A 19,387-nucleotide genomic window follows, 5' to 3' on the forward strand; every position below is an offset into this window, starting at 1 on the left:
ATTTTGATAGGGGCAGTTTTACCTGTCGATGAGGCAAAATCCACCGCATAACGATTTGAGGTCGTAGCATCTCGTGATTGGATTTGCATTGTTAAATAGATATGCGGTTCTTGCGTCTGGATGAGAACAGCCTACGCCTGTGGCTACCCAGTAACGATCAACGGTAATATGGATTTGAGGGAGCGGTGTTCTGTAGTAAAGGAGCATCTGATAAGAGTAATCACTTAGATCGATTCCTCCCATGCTGGAAACCCACGCTTGATAGTTTGTGTATGTCATGAGTGTGTAGGTGACAAGAAGTTTTTTCACATTGCTTACTTGTACGTTGTATGTCTTGAATTGGCCGGATTGATCTCTCACAGTAATTGTGGCGCTTCCGTTTCTTTGCCCTGTCACCTTTCCAGCTGCCACTGAGGCTACATTCGAATTGCTTGAAGTATAGGTATACGGTGGTGTTCCGGATGTAGGCGTCCGTGTGCTGGTATTGCCGGGATAATCGGTGCCGGTTCTTGGCCAGTTAAAGTCGACTATAACGGCTCGACCATTGAGTATCATCGGCGATGTATCAATAATAAGAGTGGGCTGATTTTGCACGACCACTACACGATCCGGAAAAGTCGTGGTGTTGGCCTCGATGCTGCTGTGGTCAAACGTCACCTTGAACGTTGCCGACAGCGTGGTGTTATGGCTCAACCCATTCAGGTAGCTGGCCGGTACCGGTATTTCCGCATAACCGGTGCTGATCCACGTTGGTGAAACCGGGGCGGCCTCCCACAGGGTATGACTTTGCGGCAACCCCGCCAGCCTCAACCAGACTTTCTGTCCCGCGGCGATCAACGGCCAGGAGGGCACGCGCATTTTTATGGTCTTGGTGACATCGAGCGTACTGCCGGTCACCAAGACATTGTCCGCGTAGAATTCGGGCCTTGGCAGACTGGCTTGTGGGATCTCCTGTACCCAGAGATTCAGTTCATCCGAAGGCTGGGTTGCCCCGCCATGGGTCACCTCGTAGCTGACTTCCACTTCTTTGCCGATATTGGGCCCCACGGCGGTGTCGCCTGACAGGGTGAAGTCGACATACCCCTGGGCCGCATTTCCCGGTTTGGGTTCGATGAGCGGGCTGCCGATATCGGCGACGCCCTTCCAATAGGGTTGGATATTGTCCGAGTTGCTCATGCCCTCGTAACGCACCCTGATCGTAACGGCGGTTTGCGCAGTGATCGGGTTGAGCTGGTTGCCACCCGGTTCTGTGGTTTCCAGTACTTCGGGTTTTTCCAGCGCCAGCTCGACCCCCACCTTGATGTGATACACATGGGAGTAGCGCACCGGCTCGCGCCCACGCTCGACGATATAGAACGCCTTGACCGAACCGTCTTTGTTGGCATCGATGTATTGGCGCTCGATCGGAAACGGAATATCGCTGTTGAGCCAGGCACTGGTCACTTCGAACTTGCGGTAGGTGAAGCTGCCGCCGGGTTTGCTGCCCTGCCAGTACACACTGAGCAGATCGCCTTCCTGCAGGTTGGCGGCCCTGGGCACCACCACCGTGGCGCCGCGGATCGATGACTCCGGGTCCAGCACGCCGCCGGGGGCTTCGGGAACGTTCGGCTCAGGCAAGGTGGCGGTGGCTTCACCGACATTGAGCAGCGTATGGAGGGATTCACGGTCACCTTCGGTATTGGTCACCACATAGTGCAGCTCCAGCTTGCCGCCGTTGAGCCCGGCAATGTCCAGGTCCCGGTCGTGCTGCAAATGGAAGAGCACCGGAGCGTTGGTGCTGCCGGCCATCTTGAAGAAATGCCAGAACTCCAGATCCTCGTTGGCCCGCGTGCCGAGCAGGTACAGGTCGACGCGGTCGTTGGGTTGCTGGCCCACATAGGGGCTGATTTCCACGGTTGCCAGCAGGGACGTGGGGTCGAGGAAATCGCCGACCGCTTCGAGCACCTGGGGTTTGGCCAGGCGGCTGAGGATGCTGCCGAGGATGACGAGGCGGGTCACTTCCGAGGGTTGCGGGTCGCTGCCGGCACGGATCCGTTCATAACTGAGGACCGCCGTGCCGCCGACCAGCTCGCGGAGGATCTCGTTGCGCAGGGGCAGTTCGATATTTCTCCGGGTGTCGGCGTCCTGAATCGGATAGTCGATGGTTTCCCGGATCGTCGCGCCTTCCTCGGTGCGCCCCTCCAGGGTGACATGCACGCTGTCTCCGCTCAGGTAGCCCTGGCGAATGGTGGTGATCACGATGGTGGCATCGTCGTCCTCGCCGATGAGGTCGTAGTCCACGGTATCGAATTCCGCGCCGAACTCCGCTGATTCCTCGATATAGGCGTAGGGAAGACGGGGGCGGCTGTCGTTGCCGATATTGACCTTGAGCACCACCTGCGGCGACCACTTCACCGAGTAGTTGCCGCACTGGTCGATGACCTCGTACTCCAGGACTTTCTGGCCGTCGCCGACCTTCATCCAGGTTTCGTAGTAAATGGTGATGGTCAGCGGCAGTCGGTTGTTGGCCTCGTCCCAGGTGACACTGTGCACCGGCGTGACCAGGACACCGCCGATAAACAGGCGGATCTTGTCGTACTCGGCCATTCTCCAGCTGTGGGGAGCGGACTCGTCCAGCGGGTAGGGCTTGATGGTGATCGGCACGCCGTGTTCGGCAGTATCCTTGTCGACTCCGAAGTCGATCACGAACTGCGGCGGTTCCGGTGGCGCGAGTCCTTCATGCCAGGGCGTGCTGGGGATCGGATCGTAGGGGCCGGCGGGCGGGATGGTATCGACCAGCAGGCTCTTGTGCAGGGTTTCGTCCTGGTTGCCTCCGTTATGACGAGTAAGACGAAAGAACACAGGCTGGATTACGCCTTCGGGCAGGCGGGCGCGGGGAATGAACAGGGGGATTTTCGCGCCTTTGTCCGCTTCTTCCTGGGACACCGAGGTAAAGGCCACCGGGTCGTCTGCATTGCCGCAGAACAGTTCGACAAAGTCGCCCTCTTCTTGAAAGAAGTAGGGGTTCAGGTAACACAACAGTCCGTCGGGATAGTAGGTGTCGAGGGCGGCCTTGTTGACACCGATATCGGCGCCGATCACCGGCCGCTGGCCATAGACCTCGATGACCAGGTCGTTGAAGGGACGGCGCTCGGGTTGGGGATCGCGTTCGAAGCTGAAGTCAGGTTGCCTGGGGGCGACCAGGGGATCGGTAACGTCGGAGGTGGGCAAGGAGGGATCTTCGTTCATGACGAGGCACCTTTGGGGATTCAGGGAAGCGACCCGAAAACCCGGATGGCGAGTCGTGGGGTTATTCAATGCCTCGAGGAAAGGGCTGGCTAGCTGTCAGAAATGACAGTGGCGACGAGTGGTCGCACACAGCCACGATAGGGTTTTGATGATCGTCCCTACGCTCTGCGTGGGAATGCCTCACCGGACGCTTCGCGTCCGCTCTGCAGCACGAAGTGCTCCGCCACCCCCGGAAGGGGGTACGAACGCTAGGCGCAGATGATCACTGGATCAGGCCGAATTCCTTGGCCAGCGCCTTGTAGTCGGCGACCTGTTTTTTCACGTAGGTGTCGAGTTCCGGGCCGGTCATGGAGAAGGGGAACAGCGCGCGCTGGTCGCGCAGCTTGGCGAACTCTTGCGAGGCCAGGAGTTTGTCGAAGGCGGCTTTCCACCAGGCGTAGTCTTCGTCGCTGACCTTGGGCCCCAGGTAGAAACCGCGCACCACCGGCCAGACGATGTCGTAGCCTTGCTCCTTGGCGGTGGGGATGTTCTTCATTTCCGGCTTGTCCAGGCGTTGTTCGGCGAACACCGCCAGCAGGCGCATGTCGCCGCTCTGGATGTACGGCATGGAGTCGGAAGTGTCGGTACTGCCGACCTGGGTTTGCCCGCCCAGCAAGGCCGTGATGATTTCGCCACCCCCTTCGAGGGCCACGTAACGCAGGTTGCGCGGGTTGATCCCGGCAATCTTGGCGATCAGCGCGGCCTGCATCCAGTCTTGGCCACCAATGGTGCCGCTGAAACCGATGACCACCTTGCTCGGGTCGGCCTTCAGTGCCTTGACCAGGTCGGCGAGGGTTTTATACGGTGAGTCGCTTTTCACCGCGATGGCGCCGTAGCTGGTACCAACGGTGGCCAGCCAGCGCACGGCGCCTTCATCGAAACGGCCGAACTTGCCTTGCGCCAGGTTCAGCAGCGAACCGCTGGACCAGGCCACCAGGGTGTTGGCATCGGCCGGGTGCTGGGTGATCACGGCGTTGTAGGCCACGGCTCCGACGCCACCGGGCATATAGGTGATGCGCATGGGCGTGCTGAGGATTTGTTCGTTGAGGAGCGCGCTTTGCGCCAGCTTGCAGCTCAGGTCGAACCCACCGCCGGGGGCGGCCGGGGCGATGCATTCGGGGTGTTCGGGTTCGGCGGCGAAGAGCTGTCCGGCAAGCAGTAAACACCCGGCGGCGAGGGCGAAGGTGCGTAATGGCAGCATGGTGGAGTACTCCGTTATTGTTCTTGTGCGGGCGCCACCACGTTGAAGTGCTTTCGGCTTCAGGGGTGGCAGCGGACAGTGCTCGTAACTCCCCGTTAAGGGATTATAACGGTTCAATCTTTCACTACGCTTTCAGTGTGAGAGGCCCTGCAAACAGAGGCGGTGATGGCTAGCGGTGGTTTGTTTATCCGGTAGACTCCGGCCCCGGAAGGGCGTTTGACGTCACCCTTGTCGAGGTAGGAAAACCATGCGTGTGCTTCTGGTCGAAGACCATCCCCAATTGGCTGAAAGTGTGGCCCAGGCGCTCAAGAGCGCGGGGTTGACCGTGGATGTGCTGCACGATGGGGTGGCCGCTGACCTGGCATTGAGCAGTCAGGAATACGCCGTGGCGATTCTTGACGTGGGCCTGCCGCGCCTGGACGGGTTCGAGGTGCTGGCCCGTTTGCGTGCACGGGGCAAGAACCTGCCGGTACTGATGCTGACCGCGCGCAGTGATGTGAAGGACCGCGTCCATGGGCTGAACCTGGGGGCGGACGATTACCTGGCCAAGCCGTTCGAGCTCAGCGAGCTGGAGGCGCGGGTCAAGGCGTTGTTACGGCGCAGCGTTCTGGGCGGTGAGCGTCAGCAGCGTTGCGGTGCGTTGGTCTACGACCTGGACACCCGGCGTTTTACCCTCGGCGACGAACTGTTGACCCTGACGTCTCGTGAACACGCGGTGCTCGAAGCGCTGATTGCCCGACCCGGTCGGGTGATGAGCAAGGAGCAGTTGGCCGCGCAAGTCTTCGGACTGGACGAGGAGGCCAGCACCGATGCCATCGAAATCTACGTGCATCGTCTGCGCAAGAAGCTCGACGGCCAGGCGGTGGCCATCGTCACCTTTCGCGGTCTCGGCTATCTGCTCGAGCATCGCGATGCATAAGGCCGGCAGCCTGCGCTGGCGGCTGCTGCGCAACCTGATGCTGTTGCTGGTGGTGTTGATGCTCGCCAGCGGTTGGAGTGCCTACTACAATGGTCGCGAGGCGGCGGACACGGCTTATGACCGCACCCTGCTGGCCTCGGCGCGAACCATTGCCGCGGGCCTGTCGCAACACGACGGCAGCCTGAGCGCCGATGTACCGTATGTCGCTCTGGACACTTTTGCCTATGACAGCGCGGGGCGGATTTACTACCAGGTCAACGACATCCACCAGCAACTGATTTCCGGTTACGAAAACCTCCCTGCACCACCGCCCGGCACGCCGCGCACCGATGACTATCCGGCGCTGGCGCGGTTCTACAATGGCCAATATCGGGGGCAGAAGGTGCGGGTGGTGAGCCTGCTCAAGGTGGTCAGCGAACCGAATATGCACGGCACGGCGGAAATTCGCGTGGCCGAGACCGTTGAGGCCCGGGAGACCATGGCCCGCAGCCTGATGGCCGACACGCTGTTGCGCGTGGGGATGCTGGCGCTGGGGGCGCTATTGCTGGTGGGGTTTGCCGTGAGCGCGGCGTTGCGTCCGCTGGAACGTTTGCGCGCGGCTGTGGAGGAGCGTCAGCCGGATGATCTGCGGCCCTTGCCGCTGGTGGAGGTGCAGCATGAGCTCCAGCCGTTGGTGCTCTCGCTCAATCACTTCACCGAGCGCCTGCGTCGACAGTTCGAGCGCCAGGGGCAGTTTATCGCCGACGCCGCCCATGAGTTGCGCACGCCGCTGGCCGCGCTCAAGGCGCGTCTTGAGCTGGGCTTGCGAGCGACGGAACCGACGACCTGGCGCGAGACCCTGGAGATCGCGACTCAAGGCACGGACCGCCTGACCCATCTGGCCAACCAGTTGCTGTCGCTGGCGCGGATCGAGAATGGCGCACGGGCGATTGCCGAGGGCGGTGCGCAATTGCTCGATCTCAGTCAGCTGGCACGGGAGCTGGGCATGGCGATGGCGCCCCTGGCTCATGCGCGGGGCGTGGCGTTGGCGCTGGAGGCCGATGAGCCCGTGTGGCTACGGGGGGAGCCGACCTTGCTCAACGAGCTGCTGAGTAACCTGGTGGACAACGCCTTGGCCCATACGCCGTCGGGCGGCAATGTGATCCTGCGGGTCGGCTTGCCGGCGGTGCTGGAAGTGGAGGACGACGGACCGGGGATTCCGCAGTCGGAACGTGAGCGGGTGTTCGAGCGTTTTTACCGGCGCCATCAGCAGGGCGTCGGCGCGGGGCTGGGACTGGCGATTGTCGGCGAGATCTGCCGGGCGCACCTGGCGCAGATCAGCTTGCATGATGCCCGGCCACACGGCTTGAAGGTTCGTGTGAGCTTTATCGCCGGGCTTGCCTCGGCGTCCTGAAACGCCGTGTCGTCAGCGGAACATCTCCCGCGCTTCGTTGAGCTGTTCAGCGAGCGCGCTGCTCTCCGGGTCCAGCCCCAGCTTGATAAAGGCCTTCAGGTTGCCCAGCGCCAAGTGCGCAAAAGGATGCGTCGTGCCCTGATGGCAGAACACACTGGCGATCTGCACCAGGTCGACATAGTCGATGCCCTGGCTGTCGCGCTCCAGGTTCAGGTACTGCCCGGGCAGTTTCGCCAGCATTTCCGGAAACTCCCAGACCTTCAGCAGCTCGTCGCCCAGCAACGGGTGAATGCTGTCGATCACGTGATCCAGGCTCAGCGGATCGGCCAGCAACTCGTAGTGGTCCTCGGCATAGGTCAGGATCGGCAGGACCCCGATCTGGTGCACCAGCCCACCGAGCGCCGCCTGGTCCGGCTTGAGCAGGGTGAAGTTGCGGCACAGCACGTAGCTGACACCGGCGATCTCCAGGCTCTTGCGCCAGACCTCGCGCATTTTCTGCTCCACCACCTCGGAGCGGGCATGGAAAATCTGCTCCATGACCAGGCCGATGGCCAGGTTGCTGCTGTAGTTGACCCCCAGCCGGGTGATGGCGGTGTGCAAGTCGGTGACTTCCTGGGTGGCCCGCAGCAACGGACTGTTGACCACCTTGATCAGGCGCGCCGACAACGCGGTGTCGCCCCCGATCACTTTGCTCAAGGTGCTGACACTGATCTCGGGATCTTCGGCCGCCTTGCGAATCTTCAGAGCCACTTCCGGGAGCGTCGGCAGAACCAGGTCATCGTTGTCGATAGCCTGAACCAAATCCCGTTGGACCTTTTCCGCCAGCTTGTTCATTTCAATTCTCTAGGGCGGTGCAGTTAACGCTGGATTTCGCTGTCGCGGTCCAGTTGATAGGGCAAGTCCAGCAGTGTCAGGGACGGACCTTGCAGATCGCCCAGGTGGACATCGCCTTCCTCCGCCGCTTCGGCTTGCAGCACGGCCAGCAGTTCAATGCCATTCTCCGCCCGGGCGGCGATCACCACTTCACCGATGGCGCTGCCATGGGAAGGGGCGAACAGTTCGCTACCCGGCGCCGGCAGTTGTTCGGCCACCAGGGCCAGGCGATACAGGCGGCGTTTGAGCTTGCCCAGGTACTGCATGCGGGCGACGATCTCCTGCCCGGTATAACAGCCTTTCTTGAAGCTTACGCCACCGACCGCCTGCAAGTTGAGCATTTGCGGGATAAACAGTTCGCGGGTCTGGGGCATGACCTGGCCGATACCGGCCCGCACCTGGCCCAGCAGCCAGGTGTTCAGATCGGCTTCGCGCAACCGGCCCGCCAGTTGTTCACGCACTCGGCCGGCCTGATCCGCCGGGGCCCAGAGTTCGCTGCGCCCGGGGGAAACCCGTACGGCGATCAGGCCGCTCGCGCGGACCATGGCGTCGGTCTGCGTCGGCAGCTCGAGGCCGAGGCTGCGCAGGGCGTCGTCGGCGTCGCCAAGCCCGAAGCGGACCCAGCCGGCGCTTTCGTCGGTGAGTCTGGATTTGGAGAACACGGCGTATTTTTTCAGGTCCGCCAACTGCGGTTCCAGCAACTCGGTGGCCATCGCCAGCAACACGCCGTCGCCTTCGAGGAGGATGCGGAAGCTCGATTGCATGCGGCCTTTTTGCGTGCAGCGGGCACCGAGGCCGGCCTGGGTGTCACTCAGGTAGTTGAGGTTGCAGGTCAACTGGCCCTGGAGGAACTTGGCGGCGTCGGTGCCGCGGACGGCAAGAACGCCTTCGTGGGTCAGCGTACAGAAAAAAGCGGAATCGGCCATGGGTCATCGCAGCGAAAAAGGGATGGGAGACATCATAGTGGGGCGCCTGGCAAATGGGTAGTTCACAACAGCGCCGCCACCCCCGACCAAAGCCGGCTGTCCGCGCGCGCGCAGGGCTGTATACTGGTGCGCAAATTTGAGGAGCGCTCCATGGTCGAAGATGTAGAACTCAATCGTCTCTATTGGCACAGCCGCCGCGGCATGCTGGAACTGGACGTGCTGCTGGTGCCGTTCGTCAAGGAGGTGTACCCGCATCTGAGCGAGGCCGACCGCGAGTGCTATCGCAACCTGCTCGAATGCGAGGACCAGGACATGTTCGGCTGGTTCATGGAGCGCTCCGAGTCGGAAGATCCGGAATTGCAGCGCATGGTTCGCATGATCCTGGATCGTGTCCAGCCCAAGTAATTCGTTCGAATGCCACTGGCGGGCCTCACGGCTGTTGTCGGCGGCGTATCTCGGGACCCAGGGCCTGGCGCTGGGTTCGCTTTGTCTGCTTGATATCCCGCTCTGGGCGAGCCTGCCCGGGGCTTTGCTGTGCCTGTTCCATGGCGCCTGGGTGCTGCCGCGACAGATACGGCTGAACCATCCGTCGGCTTTTACCGGATTGCGCCGCGACGAGCGGGGTTGGCAGCTGTGGAGCCAGTCCGGCGGCTGGCAGCCGGTGCGCTTGTGCCGCGACAGCCTGGCCTTGCCGTGGCTGGTGCTGCTGCGTTTTCGCCTGCCGGGCGAGCGTCGGGTGCGCGCGCTGTGCGTGCCCTTCGATGCGCAGGCGGCGGATGTGCACCGACGCCTGCGTGTGCGCTTGAAGTTCAGCCGGCGTAGGTGGGCGGCACCAGGATAGTGTCCAGCGCTTCGGGCAGCAGGTCCGGGTAGTCGAGGGTGTAGTGCAGGCCCCGGCTTTCCTTGCGCTCCATGGCCGAGCGAATCATCAGTTCGGCGACCTGGGCCAGGTTGCGCAACTCGATCAGGTCACGGCTGACCTTGTAGTTGCTGTAGAACTCATCGATCTCGTCCAGCAGCAGGCGCACCCGATGTTGCGCCCGTTGCAGGCGCTTGTTGGTGCGCACGATGCCGACGTAGTCCCACATGAAGCGCCGCAGTTCGTCCCAGTTGTGCGCGATGATCACGTCCTCGTCGGAGTCGGTCACCTGGCTGGCATCCCAGCTCGGCAGGGCGACCGGCAGCGTGACCTGCGGCAGTTGCTGGAGGATATCGGCCGCCGCCGAGCGGGCATAGACGAAACACTCCAGCAGCGAGTTGCTGGCCATGCGGTTGGCCCCGTGCAGGCCGGTGAAGCTGGTCTCGCCGATGGCGTACAGACCGGGCACATCGGTGCGTCCCTGCTGGTCGACCAGCACGCCGCCACAGGTGTAGTGGGCTGCGGGCACCACCGGGATCGGGCCTTTGGTGATGTCGATGGAAAACTCCAGGCAGCGCTCGTACACCGTCGGGAAATGCGTCTTGATAAAGGCTTCGGGCTTGTGGCTGATATCCAGGTACACGCAGTCGATACCCAGGCGCTTCATCTCATGGTCGATGGCCCGGGCGACGATGTCCCGTGGCGCCAGTTCGGCCCGAGGGTCGAAGCGCGGCATGAAGCGTTCGCCGTTGGGCAGCTTCAGGTGCGCGCCTTCGCCGCGCAGGGCCTCGGTGATGAGGAAGCTCTTGGCCTGCGGGTGATACAGGCAGGTGGGGTGGAACTGGTTGAACTCCAGGTTCGCCACCCGGCAGCCCGAGCGCCAGGCCATGGCGATACCGTCGCCGCAGGCACCGTCGGGGTTGCTGGTATAGAGGTAGACCTTGGCCGCGCCACCCGAGGCGAGGACGGTGAAGCGCGCGGCGTAGGTGTCGACCTCGCCGGTGCCGCGATCGAGCACGTAGGCCCCCAGGCAGCGGTCGCCGGCCAGGCCCAGGCGTTTTTCGGTGATCAGGTCGATGGCAACCCGTTGCTCCAGCAACTCGATATTGGGGCGTTGGCGGGCTTGGTCCAGCAGGGTCTTGAAGATCGCCGCGCCGGTGGCATCGGCGGCATGGATGATGCGTCGATGGCTGTGGCCGCCTTCGCGGGTGAGGTGGAATTCGAAACCGCCGTCATCGGCGCGGGCGTCTTCGTCCCGGGTAAAGGGCACGCCCTGGTCGATCAGCCACTGGATGGCCTCGCGGCTGTGCTCGACGGTGAAACGTACGGCATCTTCGTGGCACAGGCCGCCGCCGGCGTTGAGGGTGTCCTCGACGTGGGACTGCACGGTGTCGGTGTCGTCCAGCACCGCGGCGACCCCGCCCTGGGCCCAGAAGGTCGAACCGTTGGCCAGGTTGCCCTTGCTCAGTACGGCAATGCGCAGGTGGCTGGGCAGGGTAAGCGCCAGGCTGAGGCCGGCGGCACCGCTGCCAATGACCAGCACATCGTGTTGAAAATGTCGGCTCATCTGAAACATCCGAAAAAAGCGCCCGGGACAACTGCCGGGATCCGCCCGAAAGGCCACTAGTATATGGCTGGGGGGACCGGCACAATAGCCGGGCCTTTGTGGCATTGTGAAAGGGCTGTGGGCGCTGAGTGTGCGCCAGTCCAGGCCGCCGTGCATGTGGTTTTGCAGGGTAAGGCGATGATTTTTCAGCTTATGACCCGGGCTCAGGCAGCCAGGGTCAGAACGGCTATCATAATGCTATTACCTGCAGGGGATTCCGGGAACTTTTACGGCGCTCGGGGCTCCCATGCAGGGTGCCTGAAAGAAGGGGACAGCGTCGGCTTTATGCGGGGTTCGTGATACGACCCGGGCATAGGAATTCGACGACCAGATTATTCACGCAGTCGGCGATGGCCGTGCTGCGTTTTTCGTGTGTGTCCGTTCGGCGGACCACAGGAAACTTGCTTGAAGGGGGAGAACTTTTGCCAGAAGCCCGAGTCTATGTTTGCAAGCCTGGTCAATTAGTGAAGCGCGCCTCCTTCAGGTCCTATGAGGAGTGTTCATGCTAACCCAGGAAGAGGATCAGCAGCTGGTCGAGCGCGTTCAACGCGGCGACAGGCGGGCATTTGATCTGCTGGTGCTGAAATATCAGCACAAAATTCTCGGGTTGATCGTGCGATTCGTGCACGACACCCATGAAGCCCAGGACGTTGCACAAGAAGCCTTTATCAAAGCCTACCGTGCATTGGGCAATTTTCGCGGTGACAGTGCCTTCTACACCTGGCTGTACCGCATCGCCATCAACACGGCGAAGAATTACCTGGTTTCCCGCGGTCGCAGGCCACCAGACAGCGATGTGAGTTCCGAGGATGCCGAGTTCTACGACGGCGATCATGGGCTCAAGGATCTCGAGTCACCAGAGCGTGCATTGTTGCGGGATGAGATCGAAGGCACCGTCCATCGGACCATCCAGCAATTACCAGAAGATTTGCGTACGGCGTTAACTTTACGTGAATTCGAAGGTCTGAGTTATGAGGACATTGCCTCCGTGATGCAGTGTCCGGTGGGCACCGTGCGCTCCCGGATTTTCCGCGCCCGGGAGGCCATCGATAAAGCCCTGCAGCCGTTGTTGCAGGAAACCTGAGACAGCGGCGACAGCCAAGCAAAAGAGGAACCGCCATGAGTCGTGAAGCCCTGCAGGAATCGCTGTCCGCGGTGATGGATAACGAAGCGGACGAACTGGAACTGCGTCGGGTGCTCAATGCCCTTGACGATGCCGAGACCCGTGCTACCTGGTCTCGTTACCAGATCGCCCGGGCAGTGATGCACAAGGAACTGTTGGATCCGCGTCTGGATCTCGCCTCGGCCGTTTCCGCGGCGCTGGCCGGTGAAGATGTCCCGGCGAAAAGCACTCGTGGTCCCTGGCGTACCCTGGGTCGCCTGGCCGTGGCCGCGTCGGTCACCCTGGCCGTTCTGGCCGGTGTCCGCCTGTACAACCAGGATGACATTGTCGGTGCCCAACTGGCCCAGCAATCGACCCAGCCGGGCCTGGTTGCCCCGACCGCCAAAGGCCCTGCGGTATTGGCCGGCTACACTGAAGGCAGCGACCAGACGACAGGCCCTATGGCTAATGGCGTGCTGCAGTCGGGTTGGCACGACCAGCGTCTGCCAGGCTACCTGCGCCAGCATGCCCAACAAGCCGCCCTCAAGGGGACTGAAGGCGCTCTGCCTTACGCCCGTGCAGCCAGTCTGGAAAACCGTTAAGGAGGATCATGCGCGCGCTACCTCTTCTAACGCTGCTGCTCAGTGGCTGGTGGATGCTTCCAGCCCAGGCTGATGAAGCCCAGGACTGGTTGAGCCGTCTTGGGCAAGCCGAGCAGCAGCAAAGCTTTCAGGGCACTTTCGTCTACGAGCGCAACGGTAGTTTTTCTACCCATGGCATCTGGCACCTGGTGCGAGAGGGCAAGGTTCGTGAGCGCTTGATCCAGCTCGATGGCTCGGCACAAGAGGTTGTTCGCGTCGATGGTCACACCCAGTGCGCCAGTGGTTCACTGGTGGCGGGTCTCGGCGATATGCCGGACTCCCATACCCGTTCGCTGGATCCGCAACTACTCAAGAGCTGGTACGACATCGCCGTCATCGGCAAGTCGCGCGTGGCCGGTCGTCCGGCCGTGGTGGTTTCGCTGACCCCGCGTGATCAGCATCGCTATGGTTTCGAATTGCACCTGGACCGTGAGACCGGCCTGCCCTTGAAGTCATTGTTGCTCAATGACAAGGGGCAGTTGCTGGAACGCTTCCAGTTCACCGAATTGAATACCGCCCAGCCCCCGAGGAAAGCCAGGTACAGCCTGGTGCCGAGTGCAAGCCGGTGGTCCTGCTGACCAATCAGGCCCAGGCCAAGGCGCAGACGCTGGGGGCCGCGACCACCCAGCTGTGGCATTCGGACTGGCTGCCGCCGGGCTTCGAGCTGGTCAGCAGCACGGCTCGCGTCGACCCGGCCACCAAGGTCCAGGTCAGCAGCTTGATGTATGACGATGGCCTGTCGCGTTTTTCGGTGTTCCTCGAGCCCCTGAACGGTGCCGCGGTGACGGACTCCCGTGCCCAGTTGGGGCCGACGGTGGCGGTTTCCCGACACCTGACCACGCCTGGCGGCGATATCATGGTCACGGTGGTGGGGGAGATTCCCATCGGCACCGCCGAGCGGATTGCGCTGTCCATGCGCTCCGGCGACGCCCAGGTCAAGCAGTGAGTGACTGATGCAGGAGCGAGCCTGCTCGCGATGAACTCCAGGACGCCGCGGTTTGCCAGGAGGTGTGCGTTATCGTTGACCTGCGCCGCAAGTGCAGGTGCGGGTGCAGAAATGTTTAGTGATCAAATTCATTTGCAAATATTCCCAAGTTTTCCTATAGGTCAGAGCCTCTCGGCTCTGGCCTTGTTTGTCGTTCCCGGTCCGGAAGTCCCGGCGCGTCATGCCCGGGGTTTGCAGGGGCCTATCGCTTAATCATGCTCGTTGTTCACGGGAGCCCTATGTCGATACCACGCTTGAAGTCTTATCTGTCCATTGTTGCCACCGTCCTGGTGCTGAGCCAGGCGGTGACCGCCCAGGCCGTTGAGTTGCCCGACTTCACCCAACTGGCGGAGCAGACCTCGCCGGCGGTGGTCAACATCAGTACCACCCAGAAGCTGCCGGACCGCAAGGTCTCCGACATTCAGGGCCTCGAAGGCCTGCCGCCGGAAATCCAGCAATTCTTCCGCGGCTTTCCGCAGCCGCGCAGTCCGAAAGGCGGTGGTGGCGGTCGCCAGCGTGAAGCCCAGTCCCTGGGCTCGGGCTTCATCATCTCCAAGGACGGCTACATCCTGACCAACAACCACGTGGTCGCCGATGCGGACGAGATCCTGGTGCGCCTGGCCGATCGCAGCGAAATGAAGGCCAAGCTGGTGGGTACCGACCCACGTTCCGACGTGGCGCTGTTGAAGATCGATGGCAAGGACCTGCCGACCCTCAAGCTGGGCAAGTCCAAGGACCTGAAACCCGGCCAGTGGGTCGTGGCCATCGGTTCGCCCTTTGGCTTTGACCATACCGTGACCCAGGGCATCGTCAGCGCCGTGGGCCGCAGCCTGCCAAACGAGAACTACGTACCGTTCATCCAGACCGACGTGCCGATCAACCCGGGTAACTCCGGTGGCCCGCTGTTCAACCTCAATGGTGAAGTGGTCGGGATCAACTCGCAGATCTACACCCGCTCCGGCGGCTTCATGGGGGTTTCCTTCGCGATCCCGATCGACGTGGCCATGGATGTCTCCGATCAACTGAAGGCCGGCGGCAAGGTCAGCCGTGGCTGGTTGGGCGTGGTGATCCAGGAGGTCAACAAGGACCTGGCCGAGTCGTTCGGCCTGGAGAAGCCGGCCGGCGCCCTGGTGGCCCAGGTGCAGGACGGTGGTCCGGCGGCCAAGGGTGGCTTGCAGGTTGGTGACGTGATCCTCAGCATGAACGGCCAGCCGATCGAGATGTCGGCTGACCTGCCGCATCTGGTCGGTGCGTTGAAGGCTGGCGAGAAGGCGTCCCTGGTGGTGATTCGTGAAGGCAAGCGCAAGACCGTGGACCTGACGGTCGGTGCGATTCCGGACGAAGGCAAGGAAATGGACATCGCCAAGGCTGATGGTGCCGAGCGCAGCAGCAACCGCCTGGGGATCTCCGTGGTCGAGCTGAGCGATGAGCAGAAGAAGGCCAACGACCTCAAGGGTGGCGTGGTCATCAAGGACGTCCAGGACGGTCCTGCCGCTCTGATCGGCCTGCAGCCGGGCGATGTGATCACCCACCTGAACAACCAGGCGATCACCAGCGCGGCGCAGTTCACCGAGATCGCCAAGGCCCTGCCGAAGAATCGTTCGGTGTCCATGCGCGTACTGCGTCAGGGACGGGCCAGCTTCATTACCTTCAAGCTGGCCGAATAAGCCGGACTGAAAGTGACTGTATGAAAAAGCCCCGACTGGTTCGGGGCTTTTTCATGTCCGATCACTGGGTGCGTTTGGGCAGTCGTACCAATTGGCTGTTGGAATAGATGTCGTGCCAGCTGCGCTTCTGCTTGTCGACCAGCGACCACAGGAAGCCCAGGCCGAACAGCCAGGAGGCAATGGACACCATAAAGCGCAGCAGCGCCTGCCAGAGGCTGATGGCCGTACCGTCGGCGTTCTGTACGCGAATCCCCCAGACCTGCATGCCCAGGGTCTGGCCCTTGTAGGTCCAGAACTTGGCGAAAAAGCCGAACAGCACGAACAGCAGGATCGTTGACAGCAACGGGTCGCCATCCAGTGCGCCGGCATCGGACAGCTTCCTGAGTTGCGCCTCGCCGATGATCGACATCTGCACCAGCTTGTAGACAAAGCTGGTGACGATCAGCAGCGCCGTACACAGCAGGAAGTCATAGAACATCGCGGCCAGGCGACGGCCCAGGCCGGCAGCGGGGAAATCGCCCTGGGGGCTCAGCGCGTGTTTCGACATGACGGCTCTCTCGGGACTGAAAGCACCATTTTACGAAATTGCGCCCATAAAAAAGCCCCTGATATCAATATCAGGGGCTTTTCATTGCAAGAAGGTGAGTTCCCGACGGGATCAGGCTTCCGCAACCACTTCATCAGCCTGCATGCCTTTCTGGCCCTGCACGGCGACGAAGGTCACTTTCTGGCCTTCTTTCAGGCTCTTGAAGCCGCTGCCCTGAATAGCGCGGAAATGGACGAACAGATCCGGACCGCTTTCTGGAGTGATAAAACCAAAACCTTTCTCGTCGTTAAACCACTTGACGGTACCGCTCTGACGTTCAGCCATTTTCTTATTTCCTTGACGCTAAAATTAATGACAGCCCCTTTCATTGGAAAGAGTACTGGGCTGGGTTGCAGGAAAGTAAGAGACGTCGAACGGGTTGTAGCAAACTTCAGGCTACTGCCCAGGTCACGATTCCAAGCGACCCATGCAAACACAGTAGAGAAACTCTACGCCAACTCCGGGAGGAAAAACAAGCCCCGCGAAACCCGCCGGTTTACGCCTGTTCAGCGGTGTTTGTGCGGCCTTGCGGGCCATCGCCGGCCCTTTGGGTGGGCTCGCTTATTTTCGCCCGTTATAAGGCAAGTTCATTGGCGAATATATGCACTGTTTTGTGGCGGTTGCGTGACAAGGTAGTGCACTGTTTCAGCATTGCGTTAGTTGTTACTGTAGGTATCAACAGGGGGATCGCCCCCTGTTGATAGCGCTGTATTAGCCCCTGTAGTAACGCTGTGGAACAAAAGGCATTTTGCTGACCTTGAGGGGGACGCGCTTGCCCCGCACGATGGCCCAGACTTCGCTGTCCAGCGCGGCGTGCGCGCTGTCTACATAGCCCATGGCCAGAGGGCCGGCCAGGGTCGGACCGAAGCCGCCGCTGCACACGCTGCCGATCACGCTGCCGTCCTGATCGACGATTTCCGCGCCTTCGCGCACCGGTGTGCGCTCCTGCGGTAACAGACCCACACGCTTGCGGGGTACGCCTTGTTGCTGCTGGGCGAAGACGGTTTCGGCGCCCGGGAAGCCGCCGGCCCGCGCACCGTCGGCGCGCCGTACCTTGGAGATTGCCCAGAGCAGGCTGGCCTCGACCGGGGTGGTCTGGGCGTTCATGTCGTGCCCGTACAGGCACAGGCCGGCTTCCAGGCGCAGGGAGTCGCGGGCGCCCAGGCCGATGGCCTCGACCTCGGTTTCGGCCAGCAGGCTGCGGGCCAGGGATTCGGCGCTGGCCGCCGGTACGGAAATCTCGAAACCGTCTTCGCCGGTGTAGCCGGAGCGGCTGACATAGCAGTCCACCCCCAGCAGGCGCACGGCGGCGAACTGCATGAAGGTCATTTTCGTCACTTCAGGGGCCAGGCGCGCCAGCACGCTGACCGCGGCCGGGCCTTGCAGGGCGAGCAGGGCACGTTCCTCGAACAGCGGCTGGACCTCGCACAGGTGGCCCAGGTGCTTTTGCAGGTGCGCCAGGTCCTGGTCCTTGCAGGCGGCGTTGACCACCAGGAACAGTTCGTCGTTGCCCAGGTTGGCGACCATCAGGTCATCGAGGATGCCGCCGGATTCGTTGGTGAACATCGCATAACGCTGCATGCCCACCGGCAGGTCGACGATGTCCACCGGTACCAGGGCTTCCAGGGCCTTGGCGGCGCCGGCGCCCACCAGGCGGATCTGGCCCATGTGCGAGACATCGAACAACCCGGCTTGTTCGCGGGTGTGCTGGTGTTCTTTCATCACGCCCAGCGGGTATTGCACCGGCATGTCGTAGCCGGCGAACGGCACCATGCGCGCGCCGAGTTGCAGGTGCAGGGCGTGCAGCGGGGTTTGCTTCAGGGATTCGGTGGACATTGCAGCTCCTGGTAAGTGTGCAGGGGGCGGGCAGGCCCGGTCCCCCCTTGAGTGAGGATCAGCACTCGATGATGTTGACGGCCAGACCGCCGCGGGCGGTCTCCTTGTATTTGCTTTTCATGTCGGCGCCGGTCTGGCGCATGGTGCGAATCACCTTGTCGAGGGAGACGAAGTGCTGGCCGTCGCCGCGCAAGGCCATGCGCACGGCATTGATGGCTTTCACCGAACCCATGGCATTGCGTTCGATGCAGGGCACTTGCACCAGCCCGCCGATAGGGTCGCAGGTCAGGCCGAGGTTGTGTTCCATGCCGATTTCGGCGGCGTTCTCCACCTGTTGCACCGTGCCGCCGAGCACTTCGCACAAGGCCCCGGCGGCCATCGAGCAGGCCACGCCGACCTCGCCCTGGCAGCCGACTTCGGCGCCGGAGATCGAGGCGTTTTCCTTGTAGAGAATGCCGATGGCGGCGGCGGTGAGCAGGAAGCGCACCACACCGTCTTCGTTGGCGCCGGGAATGAAGCGCATGTAGTAATGCAGCACGGCGGGGATGATCCCGGCCGCACCGTTGGTGGGGGCGGTGACCACGCGCCCGCCGCTGGCGTTTTCTTCATTGACCGCCAGGGCATAGAGGTTGACCCAGTCCAGCACCGACAGCGAATCGCGCAGCGCCGCTTCCGGGTGTTTGCACAATTGCCGATGCAGCGCCGCGGCCCGACGCTTGACCTTCAGGCCTCCGGGGAGGATGCCTTCATTGCGGCAACCGGCGTCGACGCAGTCCTGCATCACCTGCCAGATCTTCAGCAGGCCGGCGCGGGTTTCCGCTTCCGGGCGCCAGGCGCTTTCGTTGGTCAGCATCACCTGGCTGATGGACAGGCCGTAGGTGCTGCAATGGCCCAGCAGTTCCTTGGCGCTTTTGAACGGGAAGGTCAGCGGCGTGCTGTCTTCGACGATCCGGTCGGCGCCGGCAGCGTCTTCATCCACCACGAAACCGCCGCCCACCGAGTAGTACTCGCGGCTGCGGACCTGGATGCCGGCAGCATCGAAGGCGCGGAAGATCATGCCATTGGGGTGATAGGCCAGGGGTTTCCTGATCATCGCCAGGTGGAGTTTTTCATTGAATTCGATGGAGTGCTCGCCGAGCAGGTTTAGGCGTCCGCTGCTGCGAATGGCATGCAGGCGGGCGTTGACGGTTTCTGTATCGACGGTATCCGGGTGTTCGCCTTCCAGGCCCAGGAGCACGGCCTTGTCGCTGCCGTGGCCTTTGCCGGTGGCGCCCAGCGAGCCGTACAGCTCGACTTTGACGCAGGTGGTCTGTTCCAGCAGGTGCTCGCGCCGCAGGCCCTCGACGAAACGCGCGGCTGCACGCATCGGACCGACGGTATGGGAGCTGGAGGGACCGATGCCGATCTTGAACAGGTCGAACACGCTCAGGGACATGTTGGTTCTCCGGGGTCGTTCTTATTATGGTGATGGACGCGGTGTCCTGTAGGAGCCAGCAAGCCGGCTCCTACAGGGTTTGATCGTTCCC

16 protein-coding genes and 1 pseudogene are annotated in these 19,387 nt (G+C 62.1%); 8 read left to right on the forward strand and 9 right to left on the reverse strand.

Annotation, left to right across the window (positions count from 1 at the left end):
* Positions 1-18: 18 nt before the first annotated feature.
* Together NUH87_RS23410 and NUH87_RS23415 are read right to left on the reverse strand one after the other, a co-directional pair.
* A complete protein-coding gene (locus NUH87_RS23410) occupies positions 19-3,228 on the reverse strand; it encodes an Ig-like domain-containing protein (RefSeq protein WP_338522865.1) in 3,210 nt (1,069 codons plus the stop codon).
* A 262-nt stretch (positions 3,229-3,490) separates the two neighbouring features.
* On the reverse strand, positions 3,491-4,468 hold the full coding sequence (locus tag NUH87_RS23415) for a tripartite tricarboxylate transporter substrate binding protein (protein ID WP_338522866.1): 978 nt from the start codon (positions 4,466-4,468) through the stop codon (positions 3,491-3,493).
* A 247-nt stretch (positions 4,469-4,715) separates the two neighbouring features.
* Here NUH87_RS23415 and NUH87_RS23420 point away from each other — a divergent pair, with 247 nt between their 5' ends.
* Both NUH87_RS23420 and NUH87_RS23425 read left to right on the forward strand, forming a co-directional pair.
* Positions 4,716-5,387 carry a response regulator gene (locus NUH87_RS23420; RefSeq protein WP_338522867.1) on the forward strand — a complete coding sequence of 224 codons (672 nt, stop codon included), beginning with the start codon at positions 4,716-4,718 and terminating at the stop codon, positions 5,385-5,387.
* The gene (locus NUH87_RS23425; RefSeq protein ID WP_338522868.1) at positions 5,380-6,780 is read left to right on the forward strand and encodes a sensor histidine kinase; all 1,401 of its coding nucleotides are present in this window, start codon (positions 5,380-5,382) and stop codon (positions 6,778-6,780) included. Before NUH87_RS23420 ends, NUH87_RS23425 begins: the two co-directional genes overlap by 8 nt.
* Before the next feature lie 12 nt (positions 6,781-6,792).
* On the opposite strand, the gene NUH87_RS23430 is transcribed toward NUH87_RS23425, so the two are convergent.
* Both NUH87_RS23430 and NUH87_RS23435 read right to left on the reverse strand, forming a co-directional pair.
* Positions 6,793-7,614 (reverse strand): HDOD domain-containing protein, encoded by an 822-nt coding sequence (locus NUH87_RS23430; RefSeq protein WP_338522869.1) that lies wholly within the window; start codon positions 7,612-7,614, stop codon positions 6,793-6,795.
* 23 nt (positions 7,615-7,637) lie between these two features.
* On the reverse strand, positions 7,638-8,579 hold the full coding sequence (locus tag NUH87_RS23435) for a folate-binding protein YgfZ (protein ID WP_338522870.1): 942 nt from the start codon (positions 8,577-8,579) through the stop codon (positions 7,638-7,640).
* A gap of 150 nt (positions 8,580-8,729) precedes the next feature.
* On the opposite strand from NUH87_RS23435, the gene NUH87_RS23440 reads away from it, so the two are divergent.
* Together NUH87_RS23440 and NUH87_RS23445 are read left to right on the forward strand one after the other, a co-directional pair.
* Entirely contained in the window at positions 8,730-8,984 is a 255-nt protein-coding gene (locus NUH87_RS23440; RefSeq protein WP_040070302.1) for a succinate dehydrogenase assembly factor 2, read from the forward strand.
* On the forward strand, positions 8,968-9,420 hold the full coding sequence (locus NUH87_RS23445; RefSeq protein ID WP_040070301.1) for a protein YgfX: 453 nt from the start codon (positions 8,968-8,970) through the stop codon (positions 9,418-9,420). The genes NUH87_RS23440 and NUH87_RS23445 overlap by 17 nt, the downstream gene beginning before the upstream one ends.
* Here NUH87_RS23445 and nadB read toward each other — a convergent pair.
* A complete protein-coding gene (gene nadB / locus NUH87_RS23450; protein ID WP_040070300.1) occupies positions 9,389-11,005 on the reverse strand; it encodes an L-aspartate oxidase in 1,617 nt (538 codons plus the stop codon). The genes NUH87_RS23445 and nadB overlap by 32 nt on opposite strands.
* Before the next feature lie 541 nt (positions 11,006-11,546).
* Here nadB and rpoE point away from each other — a divergent pair.
* The 4 genes and pseudogenes from rpoE to NUH87_RS23470 all read left to right on the forward strand — a co-directional run bounded on the left by rpoE (position 11,547) and on the right by NUH87_RS23470 (position 15,439).
* A complete protein-coding gene (gene rpoE, locus NUH87_RS23455) occupies positions 11,547-12,128 on the forward strand; it encodes an RNA polymerase sigma factor RpoE (RefSeq protein ID WP_338522871.1) in 582 nt (193 codons plus the stop codon).
* 35 nt (positions 12,129-12,163) lie between these two features.
* Positions 12,164-12,748: a sigma-E factor negative regulatory protein gene (locus NUH87_RS23460; protein ID WP_338522872.1), complete on the forward strand. Its 585-nt coding sequence runs from the start codon at positions 12,164-12,166 to the stop codon at positions 12,746-12,748.
* 8 nt (positions 12,749-12,756) lie between these two features.
* A pseudogene (locus tag NUH87_RS23465) lies at positions 12,757-13,733 on the forward strand (MucB/RseB C-terminal domain-containing protein).
* 278 nt (positions 13,734-14,011) lie between these two features.
* On the forward strand, positions 14,012-15,439 hold the full coding sequence (locus tag NUH87_RS23470; protein WP_338522873.1) for a DegQ family serine endoprotease: 1,428 nt from the start codon (positions 14,012-14,014) through the stop codon (positions 15,437-15,439).
* Positions 15,440-15,500: 61 nt separating this feature from the next.
* Here the strand turns inward: NUH87_RS23470 and NUH87_RS23475 are convergent, their stop codons facing one another.
* The 4 genes from NUH87_RS23475 to NUH87_RS23490 form a co-directional block, all read right to left on the reverse strand.
* On the reverse strand, positions 15,501-15,986 hold the full coding sequence (locus tag NUH87_RS23475) for an RDD family protein (RefSeq protein ID WP_338522874.1): 486 nt from the start codon (positions 15,984-15,986) through the stop codon (positions 15,501-15,503).
* Between the two features lie 111 nt (positions 15,987-16,097).
* Positions 16,098-16,310 (reverse strand): cold-shock protein, encoded by a 213-nt coding sequence (locus NUH87_RS23480; RefSeq protein ID WP_040070294.1) that lies wholly within the window; start codon positions 16,308-16,310, stop codon positions 16,098-16,100.
* 426 nt (positions 16,311-16,736) lie between these two features.
* Entirely contained in the window at positions 16,737-17,861 is a 1,125-nt protein-coding gene (gene gcvT / locus NUH87_RS23485; RefSeq protein ID WP_040070293.1) for a glycine cleavage system aminomethyltransferase GcvT, read from the reverse strand.
* 58 nt (positions 17,862-17,919) lie between these two features.
* Positions 17,920-19,296 (reverse strand): L-serine ammonia-lyase, encoded by a 1,377-nt coding sequence (locus NUH87_RS23490; protein WP_040070292.1) that lies wholly within the window; start codon positions 19,294-19,296, stop codon positions 17,920-17,922.
* Positions 19,297-19,387 lie beyond the last annotated feature (91 nt).

Source organism: Pseudomonas batumici (assembly GCF_036585405.1).
Classification (GTDB): domain Bacteria; phylum Pseudomonadota; class Gammaproteobacteria; order Pseudomonadales; family Pseudomonadaceae; genus Aquipseudomonas; species Aquipseudomonas batumici.

What these genes read in the sequence shown, in the direction of transcription:
- NUH87_RS23490 (WP_040070292.1), bottom strand. Translation starts at nt 19,296, where the DNA reads ATGTCCCTGAGCGTGTTCGACCTGTTCAAGATCGGCATCGGTCCCTCC.
- NUH87_RS23420 (WP_338522867.1), top strand. Translation starts at nt 4,716, where the DNA reads ATGCGTGTGCTTCTGGTCGAAGACCATCCCCAATTGGCTGAAAGTGTG.
- rpoE (WP_338522871.1), top strand. Translation starts at nt 11,547, where the DNA reads ATGCTAACCCAGGAAGAGGATCAGCAGCTGGTCGAGCGCGTTCAACGC.
- NUH87_RS23435 (WP_338522870.1), bottom strand. Translation starts at nt 8,579, where the DNA reads ATGGCCGATTCCGCTTTTTTCTGTACGCTGACCCACGAAGGCGTTCTT.
- NUH87_RS23440 (WP_040070302.1), top strand. Translation starts at nt 8,730, where the DNA reads ATGGTCGAAGATGTAGAACTCAATCGTCTCTATTGGCACAGCCGCCGC.
- NUH87_RS23425 (WP_338522868.1), top strand. Translation starts at nt 5,380, where the DNA reads ATGCATAAGGCCGGCAGCCTGCGCTGGCGGCTGCTGCGCAACCTGATG.
- gcvT (WP_040070293.1), bottom strand. Translation starts at nt 17,861, where the DNA reads ATGTCCACCGAATCCCTGAAGCAAACCCCGCTGCACGCCCTGCACCTG.
- nadB (WP_040070300.1), bottom strand. Translation starts at nt 11,005, where the DNA reads ATGAGCCGACATTTTCAACACGATGTGCTGGTCATTGGCAGCGGTGCC.
- NUH87_RS23415 (WP_338522866.1), bottom strand. Translation starts at nt 4,468, where the DNA reads ATGCTGCCATTACGCACCTTCGCCCTCGCCGCCGGGTGTTTACTGCTT.
- NUH87_RS23475 (WP_338522874.1), bottom strand. Translation starts at nt 15,986, where the DNA reads ATGTCGAAACACGCGCTGAGCCCCCAGGGCGATTTCCCCGCTGCCGGC.
- NUH87_RS23430 (WP_338522869.1), bottom strand. Translation starts at nt 7,614, where the DNA reads ATGAACAAGCTGGCGGAAAAGGTCCAACGGGATTTGGTTCAGGCTATC.
- NUH87_RS23480 (WP_040070294.1), bottom strand. Translation starts at nt 16,310, where the DNA reads ATGGCTGAACGTCAGAGCGGTACCGTCAAGTGGTTTAACGACGAGAAA.
- NUH87_RS23470 (WP_338522873.1), top strand. Translation starts at nt 14,012, where the DNA reads ATGTCGATACCACGCTTGAAGTCTTATCTGTCCATTGTTGCCACCGTC.
- NUH87_RS23460 (WP_338522872.1), top strand. Translation starts at nt 12,164, where the DNA reads ATGAGTCGTGAAGCCCTGCAGGAATCGCTGTCCGCGGTGATGGATAAC.
- NUH87_RS23410 (WP_338522865.1), bottom strand. Translation starts at nt 3,228, where the DNA reads ATGAACGAAGATCCCTCCTTGCCCACCTCCGACGTTACCGATCCCCTG.